General features: G+C 72.2%; 17 protein-coding genes. 7 read left to right on the top strand and 10 right to left on the bottom strand.

Features of this window, described 5'->3' with window-relative positions; genetic code table 11:
- Positions 1 to 2 precede the first annotated feature (2 nt).
- Positions 3 to 278: a hypothetical protein gene (locus ACSP50_RS19895; RefSeq protein WP_014691055.1), complete on the top strand. Its 276-nt coding sequence runs from the start codon at positions 3 to 5 to the stop codon at positions 276 to 278.
- 4 nt (positions 279 to 282) lie between these two features.
- On the opposite strand, the gene ACSP50_RS19890 is transcribed toward ACSP50_RS19895, so the two are convergent.
- From ACSP50_RS19890 to ACSP50_RS19875, 4 genes are read right to left on the bottom strand one after another with little or no spacing between them, the layout of a single operon-like run.
- A complete protein-coding gene (locus ACSP50_RS19890) occupies positions 283 to 666 on the bottom strand; it encodes a RidA family protein (protein ID WP_014691054.1) in 384 nt (127 codons plus the stop codon).
- A gap of 51 nt (positions 667 to 717) precedes the next feature.
- Positions 718 to 2,019 (bottom strand): ABC transporter permease, encoded by a 1,302-nt coding sequence (locus ACSP50_RS19885; protein WP_014691053.1) that lies wholly within the window; start codon positions 2,017 to 2,019, stop codon positions 718 to 720.
- Complete coding sequence (locus tag ACSP50_RS19880; RefSeq protein WP_014691052.1) at positions 2,016 to 2,705, bottom strand: ABC transporter ATP-binding protein; 690 nt, start codon at positions 2,703 to 2,705, stop codon at positions 2,016 to 2,018. The genes ACSP50_RS19885 and ACSP50_RS19880 overlap by 4 nt, the downstream gene beginning before the upstream one ends.
- The gene (locus tag ACSP50_RS19875) at positions 2,702 to 3,685 is read right to left on the bottom strand and encodes an efflux RND transporter periplasmic adaptor subunit (RefSeq protein ID WP_231956982.1); all 984 of its coding nucleotides are present in this window, start codon (positions 3,683 to 3,685) and stop codon (positions 2,702 to 2,704) included. The genes ACSP50_RS19880 and ACSP50_RS19875 overlap by 4 nt, the downstream gene beginning before the upstream one ends.
- 87 nt (positions 3,686 to 3,772) lie before the next feature.
- Between ACSP50_RS19875 and ACSP50_RS19870 the strand changes: the two genes are divergently transcribed.
- On the top strand, positions 3,773 to 4,597 hold the full coding sequence (locus ACSP50_RS19870; RefSeq protein ID WP_014691050.1) for an ATP-grasp domain-containing protein: 825 nt from the start codon (positions 3,773 to 3,775) through the stop codon (positions 4,595 to 4,597).
- A 611-nt stretch (positions 4,598 to 5,208) separates the two neighbouring features.
- Here ACSP50_RS19870 and ACSP50_RS19865 read toward each other — a convergent pair.
- Positions 5,209 to 5,514, bottom strand: a complete 306-nt coding sequence (locus tag ACSP50_RS19865) for a hypothetical protein (RefSeq protein WP_014691049.1) — start codon at positions 5,512 to 5,514, stop codon at positions 5,209 to 5,211.
- A gap of 101 nt (positions 5,515 to 5,615) precedes the next feature.
- The gene (locus ACSP50_RS19860; RefSeq protein ID WP_014691048.1) at positions 5,616 to 6,500 is read right to left on the bottom strand and encodes a LysR family transcriptional regulator; all 885 of its coding nucleotides are present in this window, start codon (positions 6,498 to 6,500) and stop codon (positions 5,616 to 5,618) included.
- A 76-nt stretch (positions 6,501 to 6,576) separates the two neighbouring features.
- Between ACSP50_RS19860 and gabT the strand changes: the two genes are divergently transcribed.
- Together gabT and ACSP50_RS19850 are read left to right on the top strand one after the other, a co-directional pair.
- Positions 6,577 to 7,899 (top strand): 4-aminobutyrate--2-oxoglutarate transaminase, encoded by a 1,323-nt coding sequence (gene gabT, locus ACSP50_RS19855; RefSeq protein ID WP_043511760.1) that lies wholly within the window; start codon positions 6,577 to 6,579, stop codon positions 7,897 to 7,899.
- Positions 7,896 to 9,275 (top strand): NAD-dependent succinate-semialdehyde dehydrogenase, encoded by a 1,380-nt coding sequence (locus tag ACSP50_RS19850; protein ID WP_014691046.1) that lies wholly within the window; start codon positions 7,896 to 7,898, stop codon positions 9,273 to 9,275. Before gabT ends, ACSP50_RS19850 begins: the two co-directional genes overlap by 4 nt.
- A 265-nt stretch (positions 9,276 to 9,540) precedes the next feature.
- On the opposite strand, the gene ACSP50_RS19845 is transcribed toward ACSP50_RS19850, so the two are convergent.
- The 3 genes from ACSP50_RS19845 to ACSP50_RS43060 all read right to left on the bottom strand — a co-directional run bounded on the left by ACSP50_RS19845 (position 9,541) and on the right by ACSP50_RS43060 (position 11,389).
- Positions 9,541 to 10,722 (bottom strand): serine/threonine-protein kinase, encoded by a 1,182-nt coding sequence (locus ACSP50_RS19845; RefSeq protein WP_014691045.1) that lies wholly within the window; start codon positions 10,720 to 10,722, stop codon positions 9,541 to 9,543.
- Positions 10,723 to 10,817: 95 nt separating this feature from the next.
- On the bottom strand, positions 10,818 to 11,216 hold the full coding sequence (locus tag ACSP50_RS19840) for a PIN domain-containing protein (protein WP_014691044.1): 399 nt from the start codon (positions 11,214 to 11,216) through the stop codon (positions 10,818 to 10,820).
- On the bottom strand, positions 11,213 to 11,389 hold the full coding sequence (locus ACSP50_RS43060) for a hypothetical protein (protein ID WP_014691043.1): 177 nt from the start codon (positions 11,387 to 11,389) through the stop codon (positions 11,213 to 11,215). Before ACSP50_RS43060 ends, ACSP50_RS19840 begins: the two co-directional genes overlap by 4 nt.
- 153 nt (positions 11,390 to 11,542) lie before the next feature.
- On the opposite strand from ACSP50_RS43060, the gene ACSP50_RS19835 reads away from it, so the two are divergent.
- Positions 11,543 to 12,160, top strand: coding sequence for a GNAT family N-acetyltransferase (locus tag ACSP50_RS19835; RefSeq protein ID WP_014691042.1), 618 nt, complete (start codon positions 11,543 to 11,545; stop codon positions 12,158 to 12,160).
- 83 nt (positions 12,161 to 12,243) lie between these two features.
- Here ACSP50_RS19835 and ACSP50_RS19830 read toward each other — a convergent pair whose 3' ends face one another.
- Positions 12,244 to 13,296 (bottom strand): FAD-dependent monooxygenase, encoded by a 1,053-nt coding sequence (locus tag ACSP50_RS19830; RefSeq protein WP_014691041.1) that lies wholly within the window; start codon positions 13,294 to 13,296, stop codon positions 12,244 to 12,246.
- Positions 13,297 to 13,380: 84 nt separating this feature from the next.
- On the opposite strand from ACSP50_RS19830, the gene ACSP50_RS19825 reads away from it, so the two are divergent.
- On the top strand, positions 13,381 to 13,872 hold the full coding sequence (locus ACSP50_RS19825) for a TetR/AcrR family transcriptional regulator (protein WP_014691040.1): 492 nt from the start codon (positions 13,381 to 13,383) through the stop codon (positions 13,870 to 13,872).
- A 6-nt stretch (positions 13,873 to 13,878) separates the two neighbouring features.
- On the top strand, positions 13,879 to 14,706 hold the full coding sequence (locus ACSP50_RS19820; protein ID WP_014691039.1) for a phosphotransferase family protein: 828 nt from the start codon (positions 13,879 to 13,881) through the stop codon (positions 14,704 to 14,706).
- Positions 14,707 to 14,815: the final 109 nt, after the last annotated feature.

Raw genomic sequence — 14,815 nt, 5'->3', positions numbered from 1 at the left:
AAGTGACCACGGAACGAAACTTCGCCGACGCCGAAACCTTGACTCCGGTGATGCGGGAGGTCTTCGGCACCCGCCGCCGGATCACCGCCGTCGACCGCCTACCGAACGGCACCAAGACGGGCGTCTACCGCGTCACCATGGACGACTTGACGAGCGCGATCGCCTATATCTGGAACGCCGAAGAGGACTACTGGGACGGGCTGCTCACGGACGGCCACGACGACCCCTCGAACCCTTTCGCCCACGCACCTCGGTTACGTGGCGAGGTGACCTGCTGATCGGTCAGGCGAGCGCGAGTGCGTCGATCTCCACCCGAAATGCGGGATTGATCAATGCCGCGACCTGCACCAACGAACTTGCCGGCAGGGCCGCCCCGTCCAGGTACTCGTCGCGAACCTCCCGGAAGACATCCAGGTCGGCCATGTCGGTGAGGAAGACGGTCAACTTGACGATCCGCTCGAAGCCTGAGCCTGCCGCGGCGAGAGCGACACCGAGATTGTGGAACACCTGACGCATCTGTTGCGCGGGATCGTCGAGGCCGACCAACTGGCCGTTCCCGTCAAGCGGGACCTGACCTGACACGGCGACCATGGTGCCCGAGAACGCGACGACATGGCTGTACCCATTGACCGGAGGCAGGCCCGCAGGCCGCTCGAAACGCTGCATCGGGACACCCTACGGTCCCGCTTGCCCGACCGATGTCCCCGGACATCACACCTAGGCGCGCATCACCGTGGCGATCGGGATGCCGGCCGCCCGGATCGCCGGGATGAAGCCGCCGAGGATGCCGGCCGCCAGGCCGGCGATGATCCCCGAGACGCCGGCCGACCAGGGGAACACCACGGATTGCAGGAACGGCTCGGACGGCCCGAGGACGATCGTGCCCACCTTGAGCGCCGCGATGCTGAAGCCGATCGCGAGTGCTGCGGTGAGCAGGCCGGTGAGCAGGGTTTCGGCGAGGACGATGCCGGCCAGCACGGCCCGCGGTGTGCCGACGGCGCGGCGCAGGGCGAATTCCTCGACGCGTTCGCCGACGGTGGCCAGGCCGACGTTGAGGACACCGGCCGCGCCGATGATCAGGACCAGGGACGCCATCGCCAGGAAGATCATCCGGAGCAGGTTGAGCTGTTCCTTCATCTCCTTGCGGGAGTTGATCGTCTCAGCGGTCACGTCGTTGCCACTGAGGGCTTTGAGTTTGGTGAGCAGGACCGGTTCGACCGGGGTGGCCGCGGCCAGCAGCACCTGGCTGTCGACGTTGCCGCCGTTCGGGTCGGACAGTCTGGCCAGCGGCAGCCAGCTGGTCAGCTCGTCAAGACGTACATAGGCATGGGGTTGTGAATCTCCGTCCTTGATCACGCCGAGGATCCGGGGTGTCATGTTGGCCGTGGCACCGCTGACTCGCATCTCGGCGGGCACGTGGTAGCGGTCGAGGCCTTTGGCGGCCTCCTCGTTGAGGACCAGGCCGGGGGCGAGCATCGGCTGGCTGGTGAAGTCGAGCCAGCGCCCGGAGCGGTGCCGATAGGGCCGGAAGGTGCGCACGTCGCCGGTCAGCGCGCTGATCCGCAACTCGATCGCCTGCCCCTTGGGGGCGCCCGCGTTCGGGTCGTAGCAGTGTGTCGGCGTGTCGCAGATGGTCACCGCGCCGCCACCGCTGTAGTCCTGGTCGAAGGAGCCGCCGCCCTCGTTGACCGGCCGGACGCCGGGCTCGCCGATGATCGCGGTGACGTTGAACATGGCGACCGCGTCGGTGCGCCCCTTGACCGTCGAGGCGACCGCTTCGGCAGCGCCCGCGGCCGGCGGCACCCCGTAGATGACCTTGGTGCCGTCGATGCCGGACTGCAGCTCCAGGTCGGCCAGCTGCAGGCGTTCGGCGATGCCGGCGCCGGCCTGCACCACCACCACGGCCAGCACGCCGAGGAAGAGACTCACCATGGACAGCAGGGTGCGCAGCTTACGGGCGCGGATGCCCTGCAGGCCGATGATCGTCGCCGAGCGCAGCCGGCCGTTGAAACGCCTCACGTCAAAACCCGATCATTGAGTACGCCGTTGCGCAGGTCCAGGGTCCGTCCCATCCGTGCCGCGTGGTCCCGGTCGTGGGTGACCAGGATCAGCGCGCAGCCCCGGCCGGTCGCCTCCTGCAGCGCGTCGATCACGATGGTGCCGGTCTCCAGGTCGAGCGCCCCGGTCGGCTCGTCGGCCAGCAGCACCCGGGGTTCGCGGACCAGGGCCCGGGCGATCGCCACCCGCTGCTGTTCGCCGCCGGACATCTTGGCCGGCCGGTTCTTCGCCAGGTGCGCGATGCCGACCTGCTCGAGGGCCTGCATCACCCGGGCTCGGCGTTCCCGGCGGGGCTGCCAGCCCTGCCCGTTGACCAGCGCCATCGCCACGTTCTGCGCCGCGGTCAGGTGCTTGAGCAGGAAGAAGCGCTGAAACACGAAGCCGTAGTGGGAGCTGCGCAGCCGGGCGGCGTGCCGTTCTTTGAGGCGGCTGATGTCCTGGCCGTCGAGCAGGTAGGTGCCGGAGTCCGGCCGGTCGAACAGGCCCAGCACGCTGAGCAGGGTGCTCTTGCCGGAGCCGGAGCGGCCGACGATGGCCACGCTCTCGCCGGGATGGACGGTCAGGTCGACGCCGTCCAGGATGGTCCGCGGCTCCTTCTGGCCCTTGAGGACCTTGGTGATCCCGGTCAGTTCGATCAGCGCGGTCATCCGTTGGTCCCGCCGCCGGTCGGTGCCACCGTGGGCAGGTTCGGCCCGGGCACGGCGACCGTCTCGTCGCCGGTCAGCCCCTTCTTGATCTCGATCACCTTGCCGTCCGAGATGCCCAGCGTGACGTCGATCGTCTTGCGCGTCTGCCCGTCGCCGACGACCAGGTCGACCTTGCCCCGGCCCTGCGCGCCGGCGACCGCCTCGACCGGCAGCACGAGCACCTTGCTCGCCCGGTCGGTGACCACCTCGATGGTCACGTCGGCGCCGTTGATCAGCTTGACGCCGGCCGGTGGCACGCAGACCAGGCGCATCCCGGTCGCCTCGGACCCGCCGGTGGCGCCGCCGGCGGTGCCCCGGTCGGGCGCGGCCGGGGCGGACGGGTTCTGCGCGGCCGGGGTGGTGGCGGCGACGACCGGCTCCGGCACCGTGCCCGCCGGCAGCGCCGCGATGGTCCCGAGGGTGGTACAGGTGAACGGGCCGGGACCGTTCTTGATCTGCGCCTGCACCCGGCTGATCGCCCCGGACACCCGGTAGGCCTGCGCGCTGTCGATGTCGGCCACGATCCCGTACCCGGAGTGGGTCGCCGAGATGACCGGCATGCCCTTGGTGACCTGGGCGTGGTCGTCCATCAGCCGGCCCGCGAAGACCGACCCGACCGGGATCTCCACGTGCTGCGGGTAGCCGTCGTGCCACACGCTGGCCACCCAGAGCGGGTTCTTGGCCGGCGTCCGGGGCGGGGTCCGGCCGGGGAACCGCAACTCCCCGTCGACCGGCGCGACCAGGCCGAAGACCGGGTTGATCGTCACCTTGCCGGCCAGGCTGAGCCGGTTCGCCAGATCCTGCCGGACGGGTTTGACCGTGGTCAGGACCGTGCCACGGTCGGCGAGCCCGGGGGTTTCGGCGGTATCGTGCGAGGCGGAGCAGCCTCCGGCCGCCAGGACCACCACCAGGCCCAGGAGGGCATGCCTGCGAAGAACCACCGAATCCCCCGTCGTCAATGCATTCAACAGCGCGGCGAAGGGTACCGGACCGGCGCAACCCCGGCAGCCGGCTGCCATCATGGTCGGATGATGCTCCTGGTCCCCGGGGATCCGGTGCGGCCGCGGCGACCCGACGGGCACTTCGCGGCCGAGGCCGCCGCCGCGCCGGCGTTCGCCGTGGTCGACCACGACGCACTGGCCGCGGGCGGCGACGCGGACGCGGCGGTGAGCCGGGTGCCGGCCGCGGCGGACGCTGTCTATCGCGGGTGGATGCTGAGCGCCCCGCACTATGCGGCGATGGCGGCGGCGCTGTGCCGGCGCGGGGTGACACTGCGCACGAGCCCCGGCGACTACCAGCGGGCCCACGAGCTGCCCGGCTGGTACGCGGTGGTCGCCGGGCACACCCCGGAGACGGTGTGGACCGACGCTGACATCGCCCCGGCCTGCGCGGCGCTGGGTGGCGGCGCGGCGGTGCTGCGCGACTACACGAAGTCGATGAAGCATTACTGGCACGAGGCGGCGTACGTCCCGGACGTGACCGACGTCGAGGCCGCGCGCCGGGTCGCCGCCCGCTTCCGCGAGCTGCGCGACGACGCGTTCACCGGCGGCCTGGTGCTGCGCCGCTTCGAGCCGTTCCGCGGCGCCGAGGTGCGCACCTGGTGGCTGCGCGGTTCCTGCCGCCTGGTCACCGCACACCCGGACACCCCGGACGAGCTGCCGCCGGACGACCTCGACCCGGGTTTCCTGGCGCCGGCGATGCGCACGCTGGCTCTGCCGTTCGTCACCGCCGACCTGGCCCGCCACGCCGACGGTCGCTGGCGTCTCGTCGAAATCGGCGACGGCCAGGTCAGCGACCGCCCCGCCACCACGCCGCCGGCCCGTCTGATCGACCTCCTCGCGACCGCGTCATGAGCGAATACCGTGCCGAGGACATCGTGGTTCTGGAGTTCCCGGAGGCGGTCCAGCGGCGGCCCGGGATGTACTTCGGAGTCGGTCGGGGCGATCCACGACTGCCGTCCGAGGTGGTGCGCACCGTCGCCGGCGCCGCGTTCCACCCCGCACCGCCCGGCGTCGAGCATCGACCGGACGTCGTCGTGGAGATCCTCGGCGATCTGGTGTTCTCCGTGACCGTCCGATCGGTCACCGCGCTGCCCGACGGCACCGCCCGCGGCTGTCAAGGATGCCTGCTCACCGCGCCACTGATGTGGTGGGCGGCGGCCGCCGCGGTCAGCGTCTCGGCCGTGGTCGAGACCTGGGCGGACGGTCGTGCGCTCCGCGAGGAACTCCGCCACGGCCGGCCGGCCGGACCGCCGCAGCCCCGGCCGGCGCCGGAGGGACGGGGGCTGCGGGTCACGTACCACCTGGACCCGGAGCTGCTCGCGCCCGGCGCGGCGATCGCCACCGAACCGGCTTCCCTGGACCCTTACGGCCCGTACTGCGCCGCGCACCGCGGCCCCGGTCAGGTGACCCTCCACGACCGGCGTGCCCCGGGAACTCCGGCGGTCCGATGGCCCGGCGACCGGTCAGCGATAGGTCTGGCGGCTGACCAGGACGGCGACGATGGTGACCAGCAGCAGGGCGAACGGGAGGCGGCCGCGGGCGCGCAGCGGGATGTTCACGCCGGCGAACATGGCGGTCAGGACGAGCATGGTGGTCGCGCCGAGCCGGATCGCGAAGCTGCCGTAGTCCTCGGTGATCCGGGGATCGCCGGTGATCCAGCCCGCCCGCGCGGCGACGGCGTAGCCCGCGAGGTAGAGGAACGGCCAGCCCAGGCCGGCGAGGGCGCCGACGATGGTATTGCCGGCCAGGTAAAGAAGGCGTGAGATCACCGGCGCGACGTTAGGTGGCGCGGAGCGGGCCGGCGGCTTCCGGCGTGGACAGTGGCATGAAATGGGGGTCTCGCCAGCCGACGCGCCGCGGTACGGACGGCTCAGTCGGCCGGGGCCGAGTAGCGGGCGCGGATGAAGGCGCCGAGGCGGGCGGCGAAGGACTCCAGGGTGGGTGCGGCGGCGTGCCGGGAGTCCCAGACGGCGGCGAGGCGGATGCTCAGGCGCCGGCCGCCGACGTCGACCGGGAGCGGGACCAGGCCGAAGCGCGGGTCGTCGGAGGCGACGGCAACCCCACGCCCCGCGGCGGCCAGTGCCTGGGCGACCGTGCCGTTCGCGGTTTCGATGCTGCTGGTGTACGTCGCGCCCGCCGCGGCCACGGCCGACTCCAGCGATTGCCGGGCGGTGAAGGCGGGCGGTTGCACGATCAGCGTCGCGGTGAGCAACTCGGTGAGCGTGACGGCCGGCCGGCCCGACCACGGGTGATCCGTGGTGACGTACGCCCAGACCGGCAGGACCGCGAGCGGCAGCGACCGGAAGGGATCAGCGGCCCGGACCGTGCCGATGGCGAGGTCGGCGCCGAGCCGCAACGTCTCGACCGGTGACAGTCCGTCAGCGTCGAGGACGTCGGCGTTGGGGTCCTCGGGGGCCAGCGTGGCGATGAACGGCGAGACGACGTCGGTGAGCGTGACGGTGGGTGCGCCGATGGTGAGGCGTTCCAGGCGGCCGGAGGCGGCGACCGCGGCCGCGACCCGCAGCGCGTCGACCCGGGTGAGCACGTCGCGCGCCAGCGGGAGCAGGGCGCGGCCGGTGGTGGACAGGTCGAGCCGGCGGCCGGTGCGGTCGAAGAGCGCCACCCCGAGGGCGCGTTCCAGCAGCCGCAGCTGCCGGGACAGGGCGGGCTGGGTCAGGTGCAGCCGGACGGCGGCGGCGCTGACCGTGCCGGCTTCGGCGGTCGCGACGAAGTAGCGCAGCAGCCGCAGCTCCACTTATGCCTCCAGGGCATGGTGCACAGGCCTGACAGGACTTGGACGAGCATAGTGCGAGGTGAACAGACTGTGCCGCGTGAGCCTCGAACAGAAGCGCCGGCTGGTCACCGCACTGCCCGGCCCCCGGTCCCAGGAACTGATGGAACGCAAGCTGGCCGCGGTCGCCGGCGGTGTCGGCACCACGATGCCGGTGTTCGCGGCGCGGGCCGGCGGCGGCATCGTGGTCGACGTCGACGGCAACCACCTGATCGACCTCGGCTCCGGCATCGCGGTCACCACCGTGGGCGCCGGCGCGCCGCGGGTGGTCGCCGCCGTCACCGAGCAGGTGGCGGCGTTCACGCACACCTGTTTCATGGTTACGCCGTACGACGGTTACGTGGCCGTCGCCGAGGCCCTGAACCGCGTCACCCCCGGTGACCACGAGAAGCGCAGCGTGCTGTTCAACTCCGGCGCGGAAGCCGTGGAGAACGCCGTGAAGATCGCCCGGGCGCACACCGGCAGGGACGCGGTGGTCGTCTTCGATCACGCATACCACGGCCGGACGAACCTGACCATGGCGATGACCGCGAAGAGCATGCCCTACAAGCACGGGTTCGGGCCGTTCGCGCCCGAGGTGTACCGGGCGCCCGGGTCGTATCCGTACCGGGACGCCGGCGTCGACGGCCGGGCCGCCGCGGCGCGGGCCATCGACCAGATCGAGAAGCAGATCGGCGCGGACAACCTGGCCGCGCTGGTGATCGAGCCGATCCAGGGCGAGGGCGGGTTCATCGAGCCGGCCGCCGGATTCCTGCCGGCGCTCGCCGCCTGGTGCCGGGCCAACGGCGTGGTGTTCGTGGCCGACGAGGTGCAGACCGGGTTCGCCCGCACCGGCGACATGTTCGCCTGCGACCGCGAGGGCGTGGTACCCGACCTGATCGTCACCGCGAAGGGCATCGCCGGCGGGCTGCCGCTGTCCGCGGTGACCGGGCGCGCCGAGATCATGGACGCGCCGCACGCCGGCGGGCTGGGCGGCACCTACGGCGGCAACCCGATCGCCTGCGCCGCGGCCCTCGCCGCGATCGAGACCATCGAGCAGGACGGGCTGCTCGCCCGGGCCCGCGAGATCGAGACCCGGGTGACCGGGCGGCTGCATGACATCCGGGACAAGGACGACCGGCTCGGTGACATCCGCGGACGCGGCGCGATGATCGCGGTCGAGCTGGTCCGGGCCGGGGGCCGCGAAGCCGACCCGCGGCTGGCCCGGGACGTCGCCCGGTACGCCCATCAGCGCGGCGTGATCGTCCTGACCTGCGGAACGTACGGCAATGTTCTCCGATTCCTGCCGCCGTTGTCGATCACCAATGAGCTGCTCGATGACGCGTTCGACGTGCTGGCCGCCGCATTCCAGGAGATTCGATGAGCATTGTCGTGGTGGACCCCGCCTCGTTGCGGGCGGTTGCCGAGGTCCCGGACCAGGGCGTCGAGGACGCCCGGGCGGCGGTCGACGCGGCATACGCGGCGTTCCCCGCGTGGGCGCGGACCGCCCCGCGGCACCGGTCGGAGATCCTGCGCCGGGCGTACGAGCTGATGCTGCGCGACCGGGAGCGGCTGGCCGCGCTGATCGCCGAGGAGAACGGTAAGTCACTGAGCGACGCGGCCGGCGAGGTGACGTACGCGGCGGAGTTCTTCCGCTGGTTCGCCGAGGAGGCCGTCCGGCCCGGCGGCGAATACGGCGAAGCCCCGGCCGGTGGTGCCCGCACCCTGGTCACGCACCGGCCCGTCGGGGTCGCCGCGCTGGTCACGCCGTGGAACTTCCCGGCCGCGATGATCACCCGCAAGGTGGGGCCGGCGTTGGCCGCCGGATGCACCGCGGTGATCAAGCCGGCCGCGGAGACGCCGCTGACCGCGCTGGCCCTGGCCGGGCTGCTCACCGAGGCGGGCGTGCCGGACGGGGTCGTCACCGTGGTCACCACCTCGGACGCGTCCGGGGTGGTCGGGGCGTGGCTCAACGACCAGCGGGTCCGCAAGATCAGCTTCACCGGGTCGACCGCCGTCGGCCGGGTGCTGCTGCGGCACGCCGCCGACCGGGTGGTCAACTCCTCGATGGAGCTGGGCGGGAACGCGCCGTTCATCGTCACCGAGGACGCCGACCTCGACGCGGCGGTGGCCGGGGCGATGATCGCGAAATTCCGCAACGGCGGGCAGGCGTGCACGGCGGCGAACCGGTTCTATGTGCACGCGGCGGTCGCCGGTGAGTTCGTGGCCCGGTTCGGTGCGGCCGTCGAGAAGCTCACCGTGGGCGCGGCGGCGGACGGCGCCGACATCGGGCCGCTGATCAGCGCGCAGGCGCTGCGGCGGGTGACCCGGACGGTGGCGGCCGCGGTGGAGAGCGGGGCGCGGATCGCGCACCGGGCGGCGACACCGTCGCTGCCCGGCCACTTCTATCCGCCGACGATCCTGGTCGACGTGGCGCCCGACGCCGAGATCCTGCACGACGAGATCTTCGGGCCGGTCGCGCCGATCGTCACCTGGACCGACGAGGCACGCATGGTGGCGCAGGTCAACGCCGCAGAGTACGGCCTCGCGGCGTACGTGTTCTCCGGCGACCTGGCCCGGGCCATCCGGATCGGGGAATCGATCGAGGCCGGAATGGTCGGCATCAACCGGGGCCTCGTCTCCGACCCGTCGGCGCCGTTCGGCGGGGTGAAGCAGAGCGGGCTGGGCCGGGAGGGCGCCCGCGAAGGTCTGCGGGAATTCCAGGAGACGCACTACCTGAGCGTCGCCTGGCCGGCCTGACGCTTCCCGGCGGCTTGCCGGCCCGGGCGCCCTCGCACCTGCCCGGGCCGGTCGCCGCCTGCTCGGTCAGCGCAGTCCGGTCCTCCCGGCCGCTTCCGGCAAGCCGGCCGCTTCCACAAGCCGGCCACTTCCACAAGCCGGCCACTTCCACAAGCCGGCCACTTCCGCAAGCCGGCCACTTCCGCAAGCCGGCCACTTCCGCAAGCCGGCGGGACCGGTCCTGCTCACCACTGCCCGGTCTGCGTGGGCTGTTTCGTTGTCGCGCTCACTTCTTCTTCGGCTTGTGCGCCTTCTTCGTCTTGGCCGGCTTGCCCTTCGCCGGTGCCACCACGGTGATCGGCGCGGCCGGCTTGGCGACCGGTGGCGCGACCCGCTGCTGCCGCACCACGGCGACCGTCTGCGGACGAGATGACGGGCCGGTGGTCGTCACGCTGCTCGGTGTGGCCGACGACGGGGTGCTGGCCGCGGCCGGCGCGACCCCGACCGGCCCGGCATCCTGCGCCCACCACAGGCCGCCGGCCGCGAGCAGCCCGGCCGCCGCGGCGACCAGCACACCCCGCCTGCCGCGTCCCGGCCGCACCGGCAGCTCGGCCGTCGGGGCGACCGCGCCCCGCAGCAGGGCCGGCGACGGCAGTCCGGCGATCTCCCCGAGTACGTGCGCGGCCTCGGCGGAAGACGGCCGGTCGGCGGGACGTTTCGCCAGGCATCGGGTCACCAGCCGGGCGACGACCGGAGGCAGGCCGGGCACGGCCGGCAGCGGTGCCGGGACGGCGTACACGTTCGCCTTGACCATCTGGGTGACCGTCGACGCCTCCCACGGCATCTGTCCGGCGAGGGCCAGGTAGAGCAGCAGCCCGAGCGCGTAGACATCGGTCGCCGGACGCACCGGCCCACCCTTGACGCGCTCCGGCGCCAAGTAGGCCGGGGTGCCCATCAGCCGCCCGTCCTGCCCGTCGAGCGCACCCACCGCGGCCGAGATACCGAAGTCGACCAGCTTGACCCCGGCCCCGGTGACCATCACGTTCGCCGGTTTCACATCCCGGTGCACGATGCCGTCGGCGTGCGCGGCCGCCAGCGCCGCGGCCACCTGGGCGCCGATCAGGACCGCCTGCCGCCAGGTGAGCCGCCCGCGTCGGAGCATGTCGTCCAGGGACTGCCCGTCGACGAGTTCCATCACGACGTACGGCAGCCGCCCACCGGCATCCTCGAGTTCGCCGCAGTCATGGATCCCCACCACATTCACGTGCCGCAGCCGAGCGGCGGCCCGAGCCTCAGCCGCCACCTGCCGCCGCAGATCGGGATCAGCGGCCAACGCCGGCGCCAGCACCTTCAGCGCGACTCCCCGTCCGAGCAACTCGTCGACGGCCCGCCACACCACCGCCGACCCACCCTGCCCCAGCCGTCGCTCCAGCCGATACCGGCCCGCGATCAGATCTCCGCTCTCCACGGGGCATTGCCGTTCCCCGATGGCCCCGCCCTAAACCCGACCGGCCCGCGACTCGTCGGACCCGACCGGCCCATCGGCCCGTCAGCCCGTCGGGGTCAATCCTCGACGTGCAGCACGATCCGCCCGTCGGCCACGCCCTTGTACCAGCTCGGGTCGCTGGTCATCACGTCGACGCCCAGGTCCAGGGCGAGCATCGCCGCCGAAGCGCAGTCGGCCCGCCCGGTCAGCGCCCGCAGCGCCACCAACGCATCCCAGTCCTCGGCGTCGTCGGTGATCAGGGACGTCGCCGGATGTGCCAGCAGCAGCTCCAACCGCTCCCGCCCCAGCACCGCCGTGTGGTATCCCGCCTCCACCAGGCAGGACAGCGGAATGACGACCGCGCCATCCTCGTCGTTCACCTCGGCCAGCGTCTCACCGACCGCCACCGACCCGCGCACCCACGCCGCGATCGCCGACGTGTCGAGAACCAGTTTCGCGTCCCGCCCGCCGGTCACGCCGGCCGCGACCGCAGCCCGGCGAGAAAGGCCGCCCGCCCCTCGTCGTCCCGGGCCCGCTCCGCTTTGCGCCGCCGCTGCCGCGCCCGAGCCTTGCCCTCGTCGGTAACCGCCAGCCCCATCCGCGCGTGGATGTCCTCAACGCTCAGCTTCGGCCTGGTGTCCTGTTCCATCTGCTCAGGGTAGCCGCGGCCGCCCTGTTGTCCTACTCCCGTTCGCCCCGGAATCCGCTTTCGCCCACCCCACCGCCTGCGCATCCGCTCGGGCCGGCCGCATGCGCGACAAAACCGATCGCGACCGGACCGGGCCTGTGTTTGGGTGACGGCATGGGCCAACCGACCTTGCGTACCGACCGGCTGCTGCTGGTCCCACTCGCCGACCGGCATTTCGAGCTGGAGGTCGGGCTCGACGCCGACGCCGAGGTGCTGCGATACATCTGGGGGCGGGCCCGGACCCGGGACGAGGTGGTCACCTCGCACGCCGAACGGATGGCGCTCGCCACCAGGGTGAACGGCCTCGGCCACTGGATGGCCTTCGGCACGGACGGCGGCCGCCGCGGCTCGACGGCCCCCGACGGCGAGGCCGACGGCGAGTTCATCGGCCTGATGATGCTCCCGCCGGCGCACGGCGACGACCAGCCGGACGATCCCACGGTCGCCGAGCTGGGCTATCGGCTGGCCCGGCGGTACTGGCGGCTGGGATTGGCCAGTGAGGCCTCCCGCGCCCTGCTGCGGCACGCCTTCGACACGGTGGGTCAGAGCCGGGTGATCGCCCAGACCATGGCGGTCAACACCGGATCGCGCGGGGTGATGGAGACGGTCGGCATGCGTTACGTCCGCACCTTCCACACCTCCTGGGACGATCCCTTGCCGGGCACCGAGGCCGGCGAGGTGGAGTACGAGATGACCCGGGCGATGTGGGAATCGCACCGCGGCACGCTCTGAGCCCCGCAGCCGCCACTGTCTCACCGGCTCCTCCCTCCGCTCCATCGTGATGGCCGGCCACCGCGCCGGGGCCGCCTCGCCGGTCACTCGACGTCCGCGCCGCCGAAGCCGGGGATCGCCGCACGGCCCGCCTTCTGGTTCGCGGTGACATAGGGGCGCAACTCGGTCTCGTACCGCTGGAAGGCGGTCGCGTGGTCGTCGCCGGCCTCAGCCAGGCAGCGGGCCAGCGTGGAGGCGGCGATCAACGCCTGGGAGGTGCCCATGCCGCTGGTCGGCGCGGCGCAGTAGCCCGCGTCGCCGAGCAGCGCGACCCGGCCGGTCGACCAGGAGTCGAGGTGGACCTGGGCGGTCGAGGCGAAGTAGAAGTCGTCGGCCGCGGACATCGCATCCAGCAGCCGAGGCACCTCCGCCCACGGATGGGTGGCGAACACCCCGCGCAGGGCACCCTCATGGACCGGCCGATCGAAGCGGTCGAACTCCGGATTGCCCGTCGCGAAGGACAGACTGACCCACATCCGCCCCGGGTCGATGGCCGGGAACAGGTAGATCGCGCGGCCCGGCCCGGCCTGCAACAGGCCTCGACGGTCGAGCTGGAGATAGTCGTCGGTGCTGAACGCCCCGCCGGACATGCCGAGATGCTCGACCGGGTCGACGCCGGGGAAGGCGAGGCGGCGCACCGCCGATCGGAGCCCGTCGGCGCCGAAGACCAGGTCGAAGTCGCGCGCCGGCGCCCTCTCGAAGGTCACCGCGACCCGGTCGTCGTGCTGCGTGAGGGCGGTGACGGTGTCGTCGAAGAGGTATGCGACGTCGGCGATCCGGTGCAGGATCCGGGTCAGGGCCACCTTGGGCACCTCGAGATCACCGCCGAAGGCCTCGGGGGGCAGCTCACCGACCGGCTGCCCGGTGGGATCCAGCAGCGTCGTGCCGAGCGTCCCGGTCTCGTGGGTCCGGACCTCGTCGAGGACGCCGAGCTCCGCCAGCACGCCGAGGGCGTCGCCGCGGAAATCCACCGAATAGCCGCTGTCTCGCAGAGCCGGCGCGCGTTCGACGACTGTCACCTGCCAGCCGTCGCGACGGAGAAACCAGGCCAGGGCGGGACCGGCGACGCTGGCGCCGGAGATCAGAGCGCTTCTCATGCCGACGACCCTAGCCCGCTCTTATCCAAGTGGTCAATCCAATTGGATAAGCCAGGCGGATAAGGAATCTGGTAGGCTCGGCGCGTGGGAAATCGGGAGGCCCTCATCGAGGGCGCGAAGCGCTGCCTGACCGAGCGCGGCTGGGCTCGGACGACCGTGCGCGACATCGCGTTCACCGCCGGCGTCAACCACGCCGCGATCGGCTATCACTTCGGCTCCCGCGAGTCGCTGCTGGTCCACGCCCTGGTGGAGGCCGTCGAGGAGCTGTCGGAGACGGTCGCCACCCAGGCTCAGGACAGCTCCGCGGAGGCTCGCTGGCAGGCGCTGATCGACACCTTCGGCACCCATCGCGCGTTGTGGATCGCCCAGCTGGAGGCGGCGGTGCAGGCCGAGCACTCCCCCGAGCTGCGGGAGCGGCTCGCCGCCGCGCAACGCCAGGGCCGGGAGGGGCTCGGCGGTTCCGTTCCCCTCGCCCTGCTCAGCGGTCTGATGCTGCAGTGGCTGGTCGACCCCGACGAGGCGCCCGACGGCGCCCAGGTGGTCAGCGAGCTGCGCGCTCAGGCAGCCGAGGTGTGATCCGCCATGCCCGACGTCCGCCGCCTGATTGCGACGGCCCTGCCTGACTACCGGGTCGAGTCGGTCAGCGTGCTCGGCCAGGGTCTGGACAACGTGGCCTATGAGATCAACGGCGACTTGATCGTACGTCTCAGCAAGACCCCGGACGCTTCACGAACCGTCCGGGAGGCCCGCCTGCTCACCGAGGTCCGCCGGTTCGCGCCGCTGCCCGTCCCCGAGCCGGTGCTCACCCTCGCCGAGCAGGGCTGTCTCGCCTATCGCAAGCTGCCCGGGGTTCCCCTGCTCGACCTGCCGGCGGCCGGGCAGCCCGAGAGGATCATCGCCGCGCTAAGAGATTTCCTGGCGGCCCTGCACGCCATCGCGCCGGAGCGGCTGGCCGGCCTGGCGGATGCCGACGAGCAGGCGCCGTCCGAGTGGCTGGAGGAGGCCGCCGAGACCTACGCGTTCATCTCGCACCGGATACCGGCGTCCTACCGTCCCCGGGTCGACGCCTTCCTGTCCGCCGAGCCGCCGCCGGCCGGCGACACGCTCGTGTTCTCGCACAACGACCTGGGCATCGAACACGTCCTGATCGACCCGGCGACGTCGCAGGTCACCGGCATCATCGATTGGAGCGACGCCGCCCTGGTCGATCCGGCCCACGACCCGGGCCGGCTCTACCGTGACCTGGGCCCGGCCGCGCTGCCCGCCGATCAGTCGCCGGCCGTCCATGACCGGGCGATCTTCTACGCCCGATGCGGCGTGCTGGAGGACTTCGCCTACGGCGTGGAAACCGGCCGGACCCGATACACCGAGAAGTCCCTGAACGCGCTGGCATGGCTGTTCCCACCATAGAGCGCCCCCGGACGCGGTATCGGAACGCCACACCGCCATGGACTGTCGCTGATTTGCCAGTTCGTATTCGCACGGACGGCGATAGCCTCTTCACGCTCAGTGGGGCCAG

This window comes from Actinoplanes sp. SE50/110 (genome assembly GCF_900119315.1).
Taxonomy (GTDB): Bacteria; Actinomycetota; Actinomycetes; order Mycobacteriales; family Micromonosporaceae; genus Actinoplanes.
This window is presented reverse-complemented; position numbering and strand designations above follow the sequence as displayed.

Bases quoted from the DNA above. Each gene is read 5' to 3' on its own strand.
- ACSP50_RS19835 (WP_014691042.1), top strand. From the start codon at position 11,543: ATGGGCCAACCGACCTTGCGTACCGACCGGCTGCTGCTGGTCCCACTC.
- ACSP50_RS19830 (WP_014691041.1), bottom strand. From the start codon at position 13,296: ATGAGAAGCGCTCTGATCTCCGGCGCCAGCGTCGCCGGTCCCGCCCTG.
- ACSP50_RS19820 (WP_014691039.1), top strand. From the start codon at position 13,879: ATGCCCGACGTCCGCCGCCTGATTGCGACGGCCCTGCCTGACTACCGG.
- ACSP50_RS19880 (WP_014691052.1), bottom strand. From the start codon at position 2,705: ATGACCGCGCTGATCGAACTGACCGGGATCACCAAGGTCCTCAAGGGC.
- ACSP50_RS19850 (WP_014691046.1), top strand. From the start codon at position 7,896: ATGAGCATTGTCGTGGTGGACCCCGCCTCGTTGCGGGCGGTTGCCGAG.
- ACSP50_RS19890 (WP_014691054.1), bottom strand. From the start codon at position 666: ATGCAGCGTTTCGAGCGGCCTGCGGGCCTGCCTCCGGTCAATGGGTAC.
- ACSP50_RS19870 (WP_014691050.1), top strand. From the start codon at position 3,773: ATGATGCTCCTGGTCCCCGGGGATCCGGTGCGGCCGCGGCGACCCGAC.
- ACSP50_RS43060 (WP_014691043.1), bottom strand. From the start codon at position 11,389: ATGGAACAGGACACCAGGCCGAAGCTGAGCGTTGAGGACATCCACGCG.